Source organism: Microbacterium neungamense (assembly GCF_024971095.1).
Taxonomy (GTDB): domain Bacteria; phylum Actinomycetota; class Actinomycetes; order Actinomycetales; family Microbacteriaceae; genus Microbacterium; species Microbacterium neungamense.
In genome coordinates, this window is sequence record NZ_CP069717.1 from 682,098 (window position 1) to 696,638 (window position 14,541).

Sequence of the window (14,541 nt, forward strand, 5' to 3'; positions counted from 1 at the left end):
CGACCGTGCCCCCGCTGGGATTCGAACCCAGACTGAAGCGAGTTTAAGTCGCCTGCCTCTGCCGTTGGGCTACGGGGGCGTGCACCTGCCAGCCTAGGGGGCCTGTCGCCCAGGCGACGCGCAGGACCGCCGCATAGGATGAAGTGATCCACAGAGGGGGCTTCGCATGGAATGGCTCTGGCCGGTACTGATCGTCGTCGGCGTGCTGGTGCTCGTCGGCGTCTATCTGTGGTCGACCTACAACTCGCTGGTGCAGCTGAACGTGCGCGTCGACGAGGCATGGAGCGGCATCACGGTGCAGCTCAAGCGCCGCGCGGACCTCATCCCCAACCTCATCGAGACGGTGAGAGGGTACGCCGCCCACGAGAAGGCGGTGTTCGAGAGCGTCACACGCGCTCGCGCCGAGACGCTGTCGGCGACCGGCCCCGCCGAAGCCGGAGTCGCCGAGGGCCACCTGCAGCAGGCGCTGCGCAGCCTGTTCGCGGTGGCGGAGGCCTACCCGCAGCTGCAGGCCAGCCAGAACTTCCTGCAGCTGCAGCATTCGCTGGTCGACACCGAGGACAAGATCCAGGCCGCCCGCCGCTTCTACAACGGCGGCGTGCGCGAGCTGAACACCAAGATCAAGGTCTTCCCGAACAACCTGTTCGCCCGCGGGCTGGGTTTCACCGAGCGGGAGTTCTTCGAAGTCGCCGACAACGGCGCGATCTCCGAACCGCCGCGCGTGCAGTTCTGACAGACGGGGGGATCGGTGCGCGAAGCGCGTCGGGCCCCCTCGTCTGTCAGGCGACCGTGCCCAGCTCCGCCTCCCGCGGATGCGTGTGCCGCTCCACCTCCACGTCCCGGCCGTGCAGCGCGCGGGCCACGGCGTCGGCCGCGTCGCCCCAGCCGGAGACGCTGATGCGCTCGAGTCTCTGCCATCCGGCCGCCCGCAGCAGCTCCCCGGCGATCGCCGCGGCATCCGCGTCCCGTCCCTGCGGCTCCCACCACGCCGACTGCACGCGCAGGGTCGACACCGCGCGGTCCGCCTTCAGATCCACGCGGGCGACGATCCGGTCCCCGGCGAGCACCGGCAGCGAGTAGTACCCGTAGCGGCGCTTCTCGGCCGGGACATAGATCTCGATCCGGTAGTCCAGCCCGAACACGCGCAGCGCCCGGTCGCGGAACCACACCAGCGGGTCGAACGGCGTCAGCAGCGCCGCCCGGCCGATCCGGCGGGGGAGCGCGGCCTCGCGGTGACGCCACGCCGGCAGCGGGCGCCCCGACCGCTCCCAGCCGCGCACGCGCACCGGCTCGAGCTCGCCGGCGTCCACGAGGTCGGCGATCGCGGCACGCACCGCGGTCCGGTCCCGGAGCCGGTGGTAGTCGTCCAGGTCGGCCTCGGTCGCGACGCCGTACGCGCGTGCGGCCCGGCGGACCAGCTCGCGCACGGCATCCGCCCGGGGCACGTCCCGGGACCGGACGGCGGCCGGGATCACCTGCTCCGCGAGGCCGTAACGCCGCTCGAAGCCGTTGCGCCCGGCGATCGCCACGTCGCCGCAGCGCCACAGGTGCTCGAGCGCGACCTTCGCCTCGTCCCAGTCCCACCACGAGCCGCGCTCCCGCGGAGCGTCGTCGCGGAGGTCGGCCGGACGCAGCGGCCCGTGTTCCCGCAGCTCGGCACGGACCCAGTCGAGCGTCCGGGTGTGCGCATGCATCCACGCCCCGGGCTTCGCCGCCCGCGCTCGCCAGTCGTCCATGCGGAACCGCCACAGCGCCCAGTCGCCGACCGGGATGAACGCCGCCTCGTGCGCCAGGTATTCGACGTAGTGCGTCGGGCCGGCGAGGAAGAGGCGGTCCAGCAGCGCCGGGTCGTACGCGCCCAGGCGCGAGAACATCGGCATGTAGTGGGAACGGGCGAAGACGTTGACGGAGTCGATCTGCAGCACGCCCATCCGGTCCATGGCGCGATGGAGATGGCGGGATGCCACCGCGGCGGGCGGCCGCCGCGAGAAGCCCTGCGCGCCCAGGGTCATCCGGCGCGCCTCCGCGGCGCTGAGAGTCTCGGTCACATCGCCAGGGTATCGACGGGCACCGACACCGGGTCGAGGCTCCCGCTTCGGAGCCGGGGCCGCCCCCGTCGTAGACTTGCACAATGAGCGACGAGCGCAGACCGCGGTTCCGAAACCCGTTCCGCCCCGTGCCCCCACCGACCGAGAGGACGGTGACCACCGCCGCCGACGAGACGATACCGTTCGGGCTGCGGGTCGCCGCCGGCTATTCGTGGCGGCTGCTGGTGATCGCGGCCGTGATCGGGGTGTTCATCTGGCTGGTGATGCTGCTGAAGCTGCTGGTCATCCCGCTCCTGGTCGGCATCCTGATCACCGCGCTGCTGTGGCCCGGGTTCGAGCTGATGCTGCGGGCCCGCTTCCCGCGCTGGCTCGCGATCGCGATCGCCATCCTCGGCACGATCGGCATCGTCACAGGGCTGCTGTGGCTCGTGGTGTGGCAGGTCCGCGCGCAGCTGCCGGATGTGCAGGAGAAGACCGCGCAGGCGATCGAGACCTTCCGGCAGTCGCTCGTGGACGGGCCGCTGCACCTCAGCGAGCAGCAGATCCAGGACTACATCGACCAGGGGATCGCGCTGATCCAGGAGCAGGCCGAATTCCTGTGGAGCGCGGCCGGAGCGCTCGGCGGCACCGCCGCGCACGTGCTCACCGGCGCGCTGCTGTCGCTGTTCATCCTGATCACCCTGCTCGCCGACGGCGCCGGCATCTGGCGCTGGACGGTGAAGCTGTTCCCGCGCAACGCCCGTCCGGCGGTGGACGCCGCGGCACGCAACGGCTGGGCGACGATCGTGAACTACGCCCGGACGCAGGCGCTGGTGGCGGCCATCGACGGCATCGGCATCGGCATCGGCGCCGCGCTGCTGCAGGTGCCGCTGGCGATCCCGGTCGCGGTGCTGGTGTTCCTCGGTTCGTTCGTGCCGATCGTCGGTGCGGTGATCACCGGCGCCGTCGCGGTGTTCCTCGCGCTGGTCTACAACGGCCCGCTGATCGCCCTGGCCATGCTCGCGGTGGTGCTCGCGGTGCAGCAGATCGAGGGCCACATCCTGCAGCCCATCCTGATGGGATCCGCGGTCAAGGTGCATCCGCTCGCGGTCGTGCTCGTGGTCGCCGGAGGCGCCATGATCGCCGGCATCCCGGGCGCGCTGTTCGCCGTCCCGCTCGCGGCCTTCATCAACGTCGCCGCGGTGACCATCAGCACGGGGTCGTGGCGGACCGGCGAGAAGCCCCACGCCGACCTGATCTGGAGCACGGTGCCGCATCCGCGGCAGAGGAGGAATCGATGAGCACGACCCCCAGCCTGGCCGAGTTCGAAGCGGCCGCGGAGAGCCTGGCGGGGGTGATCGCGCACACGCCCGCGCTGCCGTCGCGGGCGCTCAGCGAGAGACTGGGCGCGCCGGTCGTGCTGAAGATGGAGAACCTCCAGCGCACCGGCTCGTTCAAGATCCGCGGAGCCACCTACCGTCTCGCTCAGCTCACGGCGGAGGAGCGCCGCCGCGGGGTCGTCGCGGCATCCGCGGGCAACCATGCCCAGGGCGTCGCGCTCGCGGCGCAGGCTCTCGGCATCCACGCCACGATCTTCATGCCGCTGGGCGTGCCGGTGCCGAAGCTCCTCGCCACGCGCGGGTACGGCGCCGAGGTGGTGCTGGAGGGGGAGACCGTCGCCACCTCGCTGCAGCTGGCGGCCGAGTTCGCCGAGCGCACCGGGGCGGTCCTCATCCACCCCTTCGACCACCGCGATGTGGTGATCGGACAGGGCACGCTCGGCCTCGAGGTCTACCAGGACGTGCCCGAGGTGGACACCGTGCTGATGGGCATCGGAGGCGGCGGGCTGATCGCCGGCGTCGCCGCCGCCGTCCGGGCCGCGGCGGCACGGGACGGGCGCCGCGTGCGGATCATCGGCGTGCAGGCCGAGAACGCCGCCGCGATGCCGCCCTCGCTGCAGGCCGGGCACCCGGTGGAGATCCGCACCCAGCCGACCATCGCCGACGGCATCCTCGTCGCCCGGCCCGGCGACGTGCCGTTCGAGATCATCCGGGAGCACGTCGACGAGGTGGTCACCGTCTCCGACGACGACATCGCCCGGGCGCTGCTGGTGCTGCTGGAGCAGGCGAAGGTCGTCGTGGAGCCCGCCGGTGCGGTCGGCGTCGCCGCCATCCTCGCCGGCAAGGTGCGCGCCACCGGCACGACGGTGTCGATCCTGTCGGGAGGGAACATCGACCCGCTGCTGCTGCAGCGGGTGGTGGCGCACGGTCTCGCCGCGGCCGGCCGCTACCTCACCATCCGGATCCCGCTGCCCGACCGCCCCGGCCAGCTCGCCCGCGTCTCCGAGCTGCTCGCCGAGGCGGGCGCGAACGTGATGGAGGTGCTGCACACCCGGCACGGTCAGGGGCTGCAGATCAGCGAGGTGATCCTGCAGCTGAGCATCGAGACCCGCGGAGCCGAGCACACCGAGCTCACCCTCGACACGCTGCGTCGCGCCGGCTACGACCCGATCGTCGTCCCCGACTGAGCGCGCTCAGGCATCCGTCCCCACCTCACCCACAGACGCGTTCGGGGCGGATTCTGGCATTCGGGGCGACGCACGCACGCCCCAAGTGTGAGAATCCGCCCCGAACGGGATGGGACCGCGGGGGAGACGGGCGGGTCAGCCGGTGTAGGTCTCCACGCCGAGGATCTCCACCGGGATGGACCGGCCGTTGGGCGCCTCGTAGGAGGCCTTGTCGCCGATCTTCAGGCCGATGATCGCCTGGCCGAGCGGGCTCGCCTCGCTGTACACGTCGAGGTCGCTGCCGGCCGCGATCTCGCGGCTGCCGAGCAGGAACACCTCCTCGTCGCCGGCGACCCGCGCCGTGACGACGGTGCCGGGCTCGACGACCCCGCGGCTCTCGGGCGCCTCGCCCACCTTCGCGGTCTTCAGCAGCTGCTGCAGGGTGCGGATGCGCGCCTCCTGCTTGCCCTGCTCGTCCTTGGCGGCGTGGTATCCGCCGTTCTCGCGGAGATCGCCCTCTTCGCGGGCGGCCTCGATGCGCTTCGCGATCTCGTCGCGGCCTGTCGTGGAGAGGTACTCCAGCTCCTCCACGAGCCGGTCATAGGCCTCCTGGGTGAGGAACGGTACCTGAGCGTCTGTGGACACAGCGTGCTCCTTACGTAGCGTGGCCCCTTCAGGGGCTTCGTGATTCCCGGACACTTCCTGCGAGCCCGGTGATATGCCACGACGCCCCGGCACGGGCCGGGGCGTCGGTGTATGGCAACGAGTTTAGGACACCCAGCAGGTGTTCACCAAACCCGTCGTCGCGGTCGCGACGGTCGGGATGGTGACCTCCAGCGCCCGGGAATGCCCCTCCCCGGCGGGGATCCGGACGATCTTCCAGCCGACCACGCCGAACTCCTCGTCCTGCGCCTCCACCGCGCACACGACGTCTGCTCCGGCGGGCGCGGTCACCTGGAAGCGCAGCGTCACACTGTGCTCGTCGACGACCTGGAAGCCGAGCTCGTCGGCGTCCACGGCGTTCATCGCGCCGCTCACGGTCATCCAGCCGAACGCGCCGACGACGACGGCGGCGGCGACCCCGGCGACGATCCACGGCAGGCGGCGGCGCGCGGTGCGGCCGTAGCGGTCGTCGAGGTCGCGCGCGGTGGTCACGGTGCTCCGGGATCGATCGGGATCGTGCAGATCGGGCGTGTGCGGATCAGCGGCACGGGGGACCGGGCGGCGGGATCGGCGCGCCGTCCGGGCCGGTTAGGCTGGTGTCTCCAGGTTATGCGACCTGTGCGGGAAAGGCGGCCACATGCTCCTGTTCGGCGATCAGACTCCGATGCCGACGCCCTCGATGACCGTCGATCCGGAGGCGGTGACCCCGGGCTTCGTCGGCTTCGCGGTCGTCGCGATCATCCTCATCGCCGTGGTGCTGATCATCTGGGACATGAACCGCCGCATCCGCCGGGTGCGCTACCGCGCTGAGGTGCGCGAGGAGCTCGATGCCGAGCAGGCCGCGACGGATGCCGGAGACGACGACACCGGGCGGCCCGACGGGCCCCGCTGACGGGCCCCGTCGGCGTCCTCGTCCTCACACCCCGACCCGCTCGAACGCGTCCAGGCTGATCCCCTGATCCAGGATGCGGCGCGTCCACTCCTTCGCGCTGTGCAGACTGTGGTCGCGGTAGTTGCCGCACTCCACGGCCGAGACGCCGGGGACGTCGTCCCACTCCGCCTCCTCGGCGATGAAGGCGAGGCTGTCGCGGATCGCGGTGACGACGTCGGCGACCGCCGGTTCGCCCCACATGATCAGGTGGAAGCCGGTGCGGCATCCGAACGGCGAGATGTCGATCACCCCGTCGATGCGGTCGCGCAGCTGGCTGGCCAGCACGTGCTCGATGGTGTGCAGCCCCGCGGTGGGGATCTCGCCTTCGTTCGGCTGCACGAACCGCACGTCGAAGTTCGAGATCGCGTCCCCGCGGGGTCCGTGCTCCACGCCGATCAGCCGGACGTACGGCGCCTTGACGGCGGTGTGGTCGAGGGTGAAGCTCTCGACGTCGGCCATGCTGCCTCCTCGGGTTCGTGGCTCGTTGTCCGCATTCAGGATGCCACGCCGCGGCGCACCGCAGCCCGCTCAGCCGGGCAGGCCGAGCGAGGGGGAGTGCGGGTCCAGCGAGATCAGCAGGCACGCGGTCCAGTGGCAGAGGAAGGCGAGCACGGTGCACACGTGGAAGATCTCGTGGAAGCCGAAGTGCCCCGGCCACGGGTTCGGCCGCTTCATCGCGTACACCACGGCCCCGGCGCTGTACAGCAGGCCGCCGACGCAGACGAGGATCATCATCGCGACGTTCGCGGCCAGCAGGTCGCCGAGGTACATGACCGCCGCCCAGCCCAGCAGCAGGTAGAGGGCGACGTAGAGCCAGCGCGGCGCGGAGAGCCAGAACACGCGGAACAGGATGCCCACCAGCGCGCCGCCCCAGACCAGGCAGAGCAGCAGGACGCCCTTCTGCGGCACCAGGGCGAGCGTGGCGATCGGGGTGTACGTGCCGGCGATGAGCAGCAGGATGTTCGCGTGGTCGATGCGCCGGAACACCGCCTTCACGGTGGGGCTCCAGTCGATCCGGTGGTAGAGGGCGGAGTTGCCGAACAGCAGCAGCGAGGTCGCCATGAACACCGCGGCGGCGGTCTTGGCCGGACCGCCCTGGGCGAGCGCGATCAGCACCACGCCGGCGACGATCGCGACCGGGAACGTGCCGGCGTGGATCCAGCCGCGCCAGGACGGTTTGATGTCGACGGCCGCGTCCTGCGCAGCGGCGTCCATCAGCGGCAGCTCGGGCACATCCGTGTTCTTCGGTCGTCGAGTGCTCACCTGCTCACCCTAAGCGCGGCCGCATGCCCGCAGAGGAACATGTCGCGCGCCGCCGGGTGGCGCTCAGCGGCGCGGGGTAGCGTAGGCACGTGAGTGCGCGAGAGAGCTCGGGGCGGGGGCCCCTCTACCGGCTCTACGGGAACCTGCTGCGGCGGCGGCTCGACCCGGCATCCGTGCCCCACCACGTCGCGATGATGATCGACGGGAACCGGCGCTGGGCGCGTCAGCTCGGCTACGACTCGCCCGCCGACGGACACCGCGCCGGAGCCGCGAAGATGCGCGAGTTCCTGCAGTGGTGCGACGAGCTCGGCATCCGCGTGGTGTCGCTGTACCTGCTCTCCAGCGACAACCTGCGCAAACGCGACTCGAAGGAGATCGGCGACCTGATCGAGATCATCGCCGAGCTCGCCGACTCGCTGTCGCAGCACGGCACCTGGCGGGTCAAGCACGTCGGCCGGGCCGACATCCTGCCCGCCGAGCTGCGCCGCGTCCTGGAGGGCGCGGAGGAGCGCACCCGCGAGCACGCCGGACTGCACGTGAACCTCGCCGTCGGATACGGCGGGCGCAACGAGATCGTGGACGCGGTCCGCAGCATCATCGCCCACCACGACGCGTCCGGCGGCACGCTGGAGGATCTCGCCGCCCAGCTCACGCCGGAGATGATCGGCGAGCACCTGTACACCGGCGGGCAGCCGGACCCTGACCTCGTCATCCGCACCAGCGGTGAGCAGCGGCTCAGCGACTTCCTGCTCTGGCAGAGCGCGCACAGCGAGTTCTACTTCGTCGAGGCGCTCGGCCCCGACCTGCGCAAGGTCGACTTCCTGCGCGCGATCCGGGACTACGCCGACCGCGACCGCCGGTTCGGGCGCTGATCGGCACCGGCGCGGCGCCGGCGATGCCAGACTTGCGTCATGACCGTCTTCGACGACTACGTCGCCTCGTTCGACGCGGAACCCGGGTACCTGAACTGGGCGGCCTTCGGTCCGCTCTCTCCCGCGGTGCGCACCGAGGCGGCCCTCGACGCCGACCTCCTCGGCGGGGTGCGCCCGTCCTCCCACGCGCTCGTCGCCGAGCGCATCGACCAGGCCCGGGCGGCCGTCGCGGAGCTCCTGGGCGCGAAGGTCGACGAGGTGACCCTGCAGCCGTCCTCCACCCACGGCCTGATGCAGGCGCTGTACGGCCTGTCCGGGGCCGTCGTCGCGGCTGCCGGCGAGTTCCCCAGCATCAGCCTCACCCTGGAGCGCGCCGCGCAGGCCTCGCGCGGCGCGCTGGTGCCGCGCTGGATCACGCCGGAGGACGGGCAGGTGACGCCGGATGCCGTCGCCGCCGTGCTCGACGACGAGGTCTCCGCGCTCGCGGTCAGCCACGTCGACTTCCGCACCGGGTACCGCGCCGACCTCGCCGCGCTGCGCGAGGTCATCGGCCCGGACCGGCTGCTCATCGTCGACGCCGTGCAGTCCTTCGGCGTGGTCGAGGACGACTACGCCGCCGCGGACGTGGTCGCCGGCCACGGGTACAAGTGGCTGCGGGCCGGCCGCGGCACCGGGTTCGCCCGGTTCTCCGACCGCGCCCGGGAGCGGATCGTCCCGGTGCTCAGTGGCATCACCGGCACCGTGGCCGAGGACATGTACGCCGGCGAGCTGCCCGGGCCGGCGGCATCCGCCCGCGCCTTCACGGTGAGCGGCCCCGACCCGCTCGCCGCCGGCCGCCTCGACACCGCCGTGCGCGAGGTGCGCGACGCCGGGGTCGCGGCCGTCCAGGACCGCATCGCCGAGCACGTCGGCGAGATCATCCGGATCGCCGACCGGCACGGCATCCGCGTCGCCTCCCCGCGCGGACGCGCATGGCGCGCCGGCATCGTGTCGCTGCTGCCCGCGGAGCCGGGCCGTCTCGCCGCCTCGCTGGCGAACGCCGGCGTCGTGGTCACCGCGCGCGGGCCTGCGGTGCGGATCTCCGCGCACGCCGGCACGGATGCGGAGACGCTGCGGATGCTGGACGAGGCGATCGCGGCATCCGGCAACGAGACGTTCATCATCGGTTAATCGAACGCGCGGCGTGTCGAGGACCGGGCACCGGCGGCGGCGGTCGTAGCGTCAAGGCATCGGGCACCGTGCCCGATCGGGTCGGCCTCAAGGATCGCGACTCGTGGCCCTGGTCGACTCGTGGCGAAGCCGGGAGACATCCCGGGTCGGGAGTGGGTCGTGACCACACGTACAGCGCACCAGTCGTCCACCCGAGGGGACGGACAGTCCCGCCGCAGGGCCGCACAGCTCGGAGCCGTGTCCGATCAGGACACGGCTCTTCGCACATATGTGCTCGACACCTCCGTCCTGCTGAGCGATCCGCAGGCCCTGTTCCGCTTCGCGGAGCACTCCATCGTGCTGCCGGTGGTGGTCATCTCCGAACTCGAGGGGAAGCGGCACGACCCCGAGCTGGGCTACTTCGCCCGGCGCGCCCTGCGGCACCTGGACGAGCTGCGCATCGAGCACGGCCGGCTCGACTTCCCGGTCGAGGTCGGCGAGGGCGGCAGCCTGCGCGTCGAACTGGGCGACGGCGACATGTCGATCCTGCCGGCCGGCATCCGCCTCGGCGACAACGACAGCCGCATCCTCGCGACAGCGCTGCACCTGGCACAGGACGGCCAGGACGTCACCATCGTGTCCAAGGACCTGCCGATGCGTGTCAAGGCCGCCTCCCTGGGCCTGCGCGCGGAGGAGTACCTCGCCGAGCAGGCCGTCGACTCCGGCTGGACCGGCATCGCCTCACTCGACCTCTCCGGGGACGAGATCAGCGACCTGTACGAGAGCGAGGTGGGACTCAGTGACGACGTGCGCGGCCTGCCGGTGAACACCGGGCTCATCATCCACTCCGAACGCGGTTCGGCCCTCGGTCGGGTGACCGGCGACGGCGAGTTCCGGCTCGTGCGCGGGGACCGCGAGGTCTTCGGCCTGCACGGCCGCTCCGCCGAGCAGCGCATCGCGATCGACCTGCTCCTCGACCCCGACGTCGGCATCGTCTCCCTCGGCGGCCGGGCGGGCACCGGCAAGTCCGCCCTGGCGCTGTGCGCGGGCCTGGAGGCGGTGCTGGAGCGTCAGCAGCAGAAGCGGATCATCGTGTTCCGCCCGCTGTTCGCGGTCGGCGGCCAGGAGCTCGGCTACCTGCCCGGCGACCAGGGCGAGAAGATGAACCCGTGGGGGCAGGCCGTGTTCGACACCCTCGGCTCCGTGGTCTCCGGCAACGTGCTCGAGGAGGTCGTCGCCCGCGGGATGCTGGAGGTGCTGCCGCTCACGCACATCCGGGGGCGCTCGCTGCACGACGCCTTCGTGATCGTCGACGAGGCGCAGTCGCTGGAGCGGAACGTGCTGCTCACGGTGCTCAGCCGGATGGGTCAGAACTCCCGCGTCGTGCTCACCCACGACGTCGGGCAGCGCGACAACCTGCGGGTGGGCCGTCACGACGGCATCGCCAGCGTGATCGAGACGCTGAAGGGGCACGAGCTGTTCGGCCACGTCACGCTGCAGCGGTCGGAGCGCTCCGCGATCGCGGCGCTGGTGACGGAGCTGCTGGAGGGCGGGGAGCTCAGCTGACGGGATCCGCCGGCGCACGGATGCCCGTGGCAGGGGCGCGGGGCGGCGACCGGATAGAGTCGTAGAGGTCCCGCCCCGGGACCGATTTCACGTGCATGATTCCAGGACGGTGGGGTGCGGATGACTGAGAAGGCTGGAACGGCGGAACGGGAACTCCCGCCCGTCGCCGTCGACGAGAAACCCCGGTGGACCCCGCTGAAGATCGCGGTCTGGGCGGCGATCGCCCTGCTCGGCGGCGTGGCCTGGACGATGCTCGCGATCGTCCGCGGCGAGACCGTGAACGCGATCTGGTTCGTGTTCGCCGCCGTGTGCACCTACCTGATCTTCTACCGGTTCTACTCGAAGTTCATCGAGAAGCACCTGGTCCGCCCGGACGACCGCCGCGCCACGCCCGCCGAGTACAGGGCCGACGGCAAGGACTACGTCGCGACCGACCGCCGCGTGCTGTTCGGGCACCACTTCGCCGCGATCGCCGGAGCCGGACCGCTGGTGGGGCCGGTGCTCGCCGCGCAGATGGGGTACCTGCCGGGCACGGTGTGGATCATCGTGGGCGTGGTGCTCGCCGGCGCCGTGCAGGACTACCTGGTGATGTTCTTCTCGATGCGCCGCGGCGGCCGCTCGCTGGGCCAGATGGCGCGCGACGAGCTCGGCCGTTTCGGCGGCGCGGCCGCCATCCTGGCCACGCTGCTCATCATGATCATCATCACCGCGATCCTCGCGCTGGTCGTGGTGAACGCGCTCGGTGAGAGCCCGTGGGGCGTGTTCTCGGTGGCGATGACCATCCCGATCGCGCTGTTCATGGGCGCGTACCTGCGCTGGATCCGGCCCGGCCGCGTCACCGAGGTGTCGCTGATCGGCTTCGTCCTCCTCATCGCTGCGATCGTCGCCGGCGGATGGGTCGGCGGCACCGAGTGGGGGCAGGCGATCTTCCACCTCGACCGGGTCACGATCGCCTGGGGCATCATCATCTACGGCTTCATCGCCGCGGTGCTGCCCGTGTGGATGCTGCTCGCCCCGCGGGACTACCTGTCCACGTTCATGAAGATCGGCGTCATCGTCGCGCTCGCGGTGGCGATCGTCTTCGTCCGCCCCGAGATCACCGTTCCGGCGTTCAGCCAGTTCGCCGGCGGGGAGACCGGGCCGGTGTGGTCGGGCCCGCTGTTCCCCTTCCTGTTCGTCACGATCGCCTGCGGAGCGCTGTCGGGCTTCCACGCCCTGATCTCCTCGGGCACGACCCCGAAGATGATCGAGAAGGAGAAGCAGACCCGTTTCATCGGCTACGGCGGGATGCTGATGGAGTCCTTCGTCGCGATCATGGCCCTCGTGGCCGCGGTCTCGATCGACCAAGGCATCTACTTCGCCATGAACTCCTCGGGGGCCGCCACGCAGGGCACGGTCGAGGGCGCCGTCGCCTGGGTGAACAGCCTCGGCATCACCGGCGTGAACCTCACCCCGGAGATGCTCACGTCGACGGCCGAGGCGGTCGGCGAGGAGTCGATCGTCTCCCGCACCGGGGGTGCACCCACGCTCGCCCTCGGGCTGGCGCACATCATGCAGCAGTGGATCGGCGGCAACGCGATGATGGCGTTCTGGTACCACTTCGCGATCATGTTCGAGGCGCTGTTCATCCTCACCGCGGTGGACGCCGGGACGCGCGTGGCGCGGTTCATGCTGCAGGACTCGATCGGCAACGTCGTGCCCCGGTTCAAGGACACATCGTGGCGGGTGGGCGCCTGGATCTGCACGGCCGTGATGGTGGCCGGCTGGGGCGCGGTGCTGCTGATGGGCGTCACCGACCCGCTGGGCGGCATCAACACGCTGTTCCCGCTGTTCGGCATCGCCAACCAGCTGCTCGCCGCCATCGCGCTCGCCGTGGTGCTCACGATCGTGGCGCGCCGCCGCACCTTCCGCACGCTCTGGGTGGTCGCGCTGCCGCTCGCCCTGGTCACGGTGGTGACCGTCACGGCGTCGCTGTTCAAGATCCTCTCGCCGGTGCCGGCGGTGGGGTACTGGGCCAACCACGCCGCGTTCCGGGACGCACTCGCTGCGGGGGAGACCTCGTTCGGCACCGCCACCTCGGTCGAGGCGATGGAGGCGGTCGTGCGGAACACGTTCATCCAGGGCACTCTCTCGATCGTGTTCCTGGTGCTCGCCGTGATCGTGATCGCAGTATCGCTGCTCCGGGTCGTGCAGGCGTTCCGAGGCCACGACGCGGTCGACCACGAAGACCCCTTCGTCCCGTCGCGCCGATACGCCCCGGCCGGGCTGATCGCCTCGCCCGAGGAGCGCGCGCTCGAGAAGGAGTGGGCGGCGCTGCCGGACGACCTGAAGCCCGTCCAGGGGCACTGAGCGATGACGGATGCCACGGCGCCGGGCCCGCGCGCGTCGCTGAAGCGCGCGTGGCGGGCCCTCGCCTGGTACGTCAACGGGCTGACCGGGCAGTCGAAGTACGCCTGCTACCTGGAGCACGAGCGCGCCGTGCATCCGGACCGCGAGCCGCTGTCGGAGCGCGAGTTCTGGCGCCGGCACTACGCGGCGCAGGACGCCGACCCCGGGGCCCGGTGCTGCTGACCCGGGACCCCGCCGAACACTCCGGGGGTCGACACGCCACGTGTCGGACGGATCCCGGGAACCGCACCCCCGGCCCGGCGTGTCGACCCCCGAAGTGTCACGCCCGGGCGGCGCTCCGCGCCAGGGCCGCCAGGATCGCGGCCTGCACGGTCGGCCAGTCGTGCACGATCTGGGCGTAGTCGAAGCGGAGCGTCTCGTAGCCCCGTGCGGATGCCGCCGCATCCCGCATGAGATCCCGATGCCGCCGGGAGGAGCCGTCGTGGTTCTCCTTGCCGTCGGCCTCGAGGATGAGCCGCCCGCCGATGACGAAGTCGACGCGTCCCACCCCGTCGATCGTGACCTGGCAGTCCACGCGGATGCCGAGCAGGTGCAGCCGCAGACGCAGCAGCGACTCGAGGCCGCTGTCCGCGTCCGGGCGGGCGGTGTCCACCAGCCAGCGGGCGGATGCCGGCAGCGCGGCACGGATGCGCAGCCGCGCAGCGGCGGAGAGCAGACGCAGGCGCCACGCCGACTCGAACGACGCGAAGAAGGACTCGTCGCCCTCGCAACGGAACAGATGCACCAGCGCGGTCTCCACGTCGACGAGGCCGAGCGCGGGCGCGCCGCGGAAGTAGTGGGAGATGCAGCAGCATCCGCCGTGCGGGTAGATGCGGCCGCGCTGTCCGACCCACACGTGCGGCGGTCCGGCATCCGACAGCACCCACACACCCAGACGCCGGAGCGCCTCGGCGCAGGTGAGCGCCCCGCCGTGCAGCGCGGCGGAGCGCTGATGCGGGTCGAGACCGGGGACGGCGAACAGCCCAGGACGCAGCCGTTCGATCTCGCCGGCGCGCACGGCCTGCGCCAGGCGGGGACGGCTGATCCCGTAGCCCTGCAACTGGACGCCGCGCGCGAGACCGCCGAGCCGGGTGAGGAGCAGGAGCGGGTCGAACATCCCGACAGCATCCGACGTCGGCGGCCCCGCCAGCACCCGCAAGCCCGTGGCCTGTGGAC

15 protein-coding genes and 1 tRNA gene are annotated in these 14,541 nt (G+C 71.5%); 9 read left to right on the plus strand and 7 right to left on the minus strand.

Annotated elements, in window-relative coordinates:
• Window positions 1-6: 6 nt before the first annotated feature.
• Window positions 7-79, minus strand: a tRNA-Leu gene (locus tag JSY13_RS03185).
• A gap of 87 nt (window positions 80-166) precedes the next feature.
• Between JSY13_RS03185 and JSY13_RS03190 the strand changes: the two genes are divergently transcribed.
• A complete protein-coding gene (locus JSY13_RS03190) occupies window positions 167-733 on the plus strand; it encodes a LemA family protein (RefSeq protein WP_259607601.1) in 567 nt (188 codons plus the stop codon).
• A gap of 46 nt (window positions 734-779) precedes the next feature.
• On the opposite strand, the gene JSY13_RS03195 is transcribed toward JSY13_RS03190, so the two are convergent.
• The gene (locus JSY13_RS03195; RefSeq protein WP_259607603.1) at window positions 780-2,048 is read right to left on the minus strand and encodes a winged helix-turn-helix domain-containing protein; all 1,269 of its coding nucleotides are present in this window, start codon (window positions 2,046-2,048) and stop codon (window positions 780-782) included.
• A gap of 83 nt (window positions 2,049-2,131) precedes the next feature.
• On the opposite strand from JSY13_RS03195, the gene JSY13_RS03200 reads away from it, so the two are divergent.
• Complete coding sequence (locus tag JSY13_RS03200) at window positions 2,132-3,328, plus strand: AI-2E family transporter (RefSeq protein WP_259607604.1); 1,197 nt, start codon at window positions 2,132-2,134, stop codon at window positions 3,326-3,328.
• Window positions 3,325-4,554 carry a threonine ammonia-lyase gene (ilvA, locus tag JSY13_RS03205; RefSeq protein ID WP_259607605.1) on the plus strand — a complete coding sequence of 410 codons (1,230 nt, stop codon included), beginning with the start codon at window positions 3,325-3,327 and terminating at the stop codon, window positions 4,552-4,554. The genes JSY13_RS03200 and ilvA overlap by 4 nt, the downstream gene beginning before the upstream one ends.
• A gap of 135 nt (window positions 4,555-4,689) precedes the next feature.
• Here the strand turns inward: ilvA and greA are convergent, their stop codons facing one another.
• Both greA and JSY13_RS03215 read right to left on the minus strand, forming a co-directional pair.
• Window positions 4,690-5,178: a transcription elongation factor GreA gene (greA, locus tag JSY13_RS03210; RefSeq protein WP_259607606.1), complete on the minus strand. Its 489-nt coding sequence runs from the start codon at window positions 5,176-5,178 to the stop codon at window positions 4,690-4,692.
• A 123-nt stretch (window positions 5,179-5,301) separates the two neighbouring features.
• Entirely contained in the window at window positions 5,302-5,688 is a 387-nt protein-coding gene (locus JSY13_RS03215) for a DUF4307 domain-containing protein (protein ID WP_259607607.1), read from the minus strand.
• 145 nt (window positions 5,689-5,833) lie between these two features.
• On the opposite strand from JSY13_RS03215, the gene JSY13_RS03220 reads away from it, so the two are divergent.
• Window positions 5,834-6,088, plus strand: coding sequence for a hypothetical protein (locus JSY13_RS03220; RefSeq protein ID WP_259607608.1), 255 nt, complete (start codon window positions 5,834-5,836; stop codon window positions 6,086-6,088).
• Window positions 6,089-6,112: 24 nt separating this feature from the next.
• Here the strand turns inward: JSY13_RS03220 and JSY13_RS03225 are convergent, their stop codons facing one another.
• Both JSY13_RS03225 and trhA read right to left on the minus strand, forming a co-directional pair.
• Complete coding sequence (locus tag JSY13_RS03225) at window positions 6,113-6,586, minus strand: S-ribosylhomocysteine lyase (protein ID WP_259607609.1); 474 nt, start codon at window positions 6,584-6,586, stop codon at window positions 6,113-6,115.
• Window positions 6,587-6,655: 69 nt separating this feature from the next.
• Window positions 6,656-7,342 (minus strand): PAQR family membrane homeostasis protein TrhA, encoded by a 687-nt coding sequence (trhA, locus tag JSY13_RS03230; protein ID WP_259608254.1) that lies wholly within the window; start codon window positions 7,340-7,342, stop codon window positions 6,656-6,658.
• 137 nt (window positions 7,343-7,479) lie between these two features.
• Here trhA and JSY13_RS03235 point away from each other — a divergent pair, with 137 nt between their 5' ends.
• From JSY13_RS03235 to JSY13_RS03255, 5 genes are all read left to right on the plus strand, one after another.
• The gene (locus JSY13_RS03235; RefSeq protein WP_259607610.1) at window positions 7,480-8,262 is read left to right on the plus strand and encodes an isoprenyl transferase; all 783 of its coding nucleotides are present in this window, start codon (window positions 7,480-7,482) and stop codon (window positions 8,260-8,262) included.
• Window positions 8,263-8,301: 39 nt separating this feature from the next.
• Window positions 8,302-9,432, plus strand: a complete 1,131-nt coding sequence (locus JSY13_RS03240) for an aminotransferase class V-fold PLP-dependent enzyme (RefSeq protein ID WP_259607611.1) — start codon at window positions 8,302-8,304, stop codon at window positions 9,430-9,432.
• A 237-nt stretch (window positions 9,433-9,669) separates the two neighbouring features.
• A complete protein-coding gene (phoH2, locus tag JSY13_RS03245; RefSeq protein WP_259607612.1) occupies window positions 9,670-10,977 on the plus strand; it encodes an RNA 5'-3' helicase PhoH2 in 1,308 nt (435 codons plus the stop codon).
• 120 nt (window positions 10,978-11,097) lie between these two features.
• A complete protein-coding gene (locus JSY13_RS03250; RefSeq protein ID WP_259607613.1) occupies window positions 11,098-13,326 on the plus strand; it encodes a carbon starvation CstA family protein in 2,229 nt (742 codons plus the stop codon).
• Between the two features lie 3 nt (window positions 13,327-13,329).
• Window positions 13,330-13,548, plus strand: a complete 219-nt coding sequence (locus JSY13_RS03255) for a YbdD/YjiX family protein (RefSeq protein WP_259607614.1) — start codon at window positions 13,330-13,332, stop codon at window positions 13,546-13,548.
• A gap of 97 nt (window positions 13,549-13,645) precedes the next feature.
• Here JSY13_RS03255 and JSY13_RS03260 read toward each other — a convergent pair whose 3' ends face one another.
• Window positions 13,646-14,482: a DUF559 domain-containing protein gene (locus JSY13_RS03260; protein ID WP_259607615.1), complete on the minus strand. Its 837-nt coding sequence runs from the start codon at window positions 14,480-14,482 to the stop codon at window positions 13,646-13,648.
• Window positions 14,483-14,541: the final 59 nt, after the last annotated feature.

Bases quoted from the DNA above. Each gene is read 5' to 3' on its own strand.
- JSY13_RS03225 (WP_259607609.1), bottom strand. From the start codon at position 6,586: ATGGCCGACGTCGAGAGCTTCACCCTCGACCACACCGCCGTCAAGGCG.
- JSY13_RS03200 (WP_259607604.1), top strand. From the start codon at position 2,132: ATGAGCGACGAGCGCAGACCGCGGTTCCGAAACCCGTTCCGCCCCGTG.
- ilvA (WP_259607605.1), top strand. From the start codon at position 3,325: ATGAGCACGACCCCCAGCCTGGCCGAGTTCGAAGCGGCCGCGGAGAGC.
- JSY13_RS03260 (WP_259607615.1), bottom strand. From the start codon at position 14,482: ATGTTCGACCCGCTCCTGCTCCTCACCCGGCTCGGCGGTCTCGCGCGC.
- JSY13_RS03250 (WP_259607613.1), top strand. From the start codon at position 11,098: ATGACTGAGAAGGCTGGAACGGCGGAACGGGAACTCCCGCCCGTCGCC.
- JSY13_RS03255 (WP_259607614.1), top strand. From the start codon at position 13,330: ATGACGGATGCCACGGCGCCGGGCCCGCGCGCGTCGCTGAAGCGCGCG.
- JSY13_RS03220 (WP_259607608.1), top strand. From the start codon at position 5,834: ATGCTCCTGTTCGGCGATCAGACTCCGATGCCGACGCCCTCGATGACC.
- trhA (WP_259608254.1), bottom strand. From the start codon at position 7,342: ATGGACGCCGCTGCGCAGGACGCGGCCGTCGACATCAAACCGTCCTGG.
- JSY13_RS03190 (WP_259607601.1), top strand. From the start codon at position 167: ATGGAATGGCTCTGGCCGGTACTGATCGTCGTCGGCGTGCTGGTGCTC.
- JSY13_RS03240 (WP_259607611.1), top strand. From the start codon at position 8,302: ATGACCGTCTTCGACGACTACGTCGCCTCGTTCGACGCGGAACCCGGG.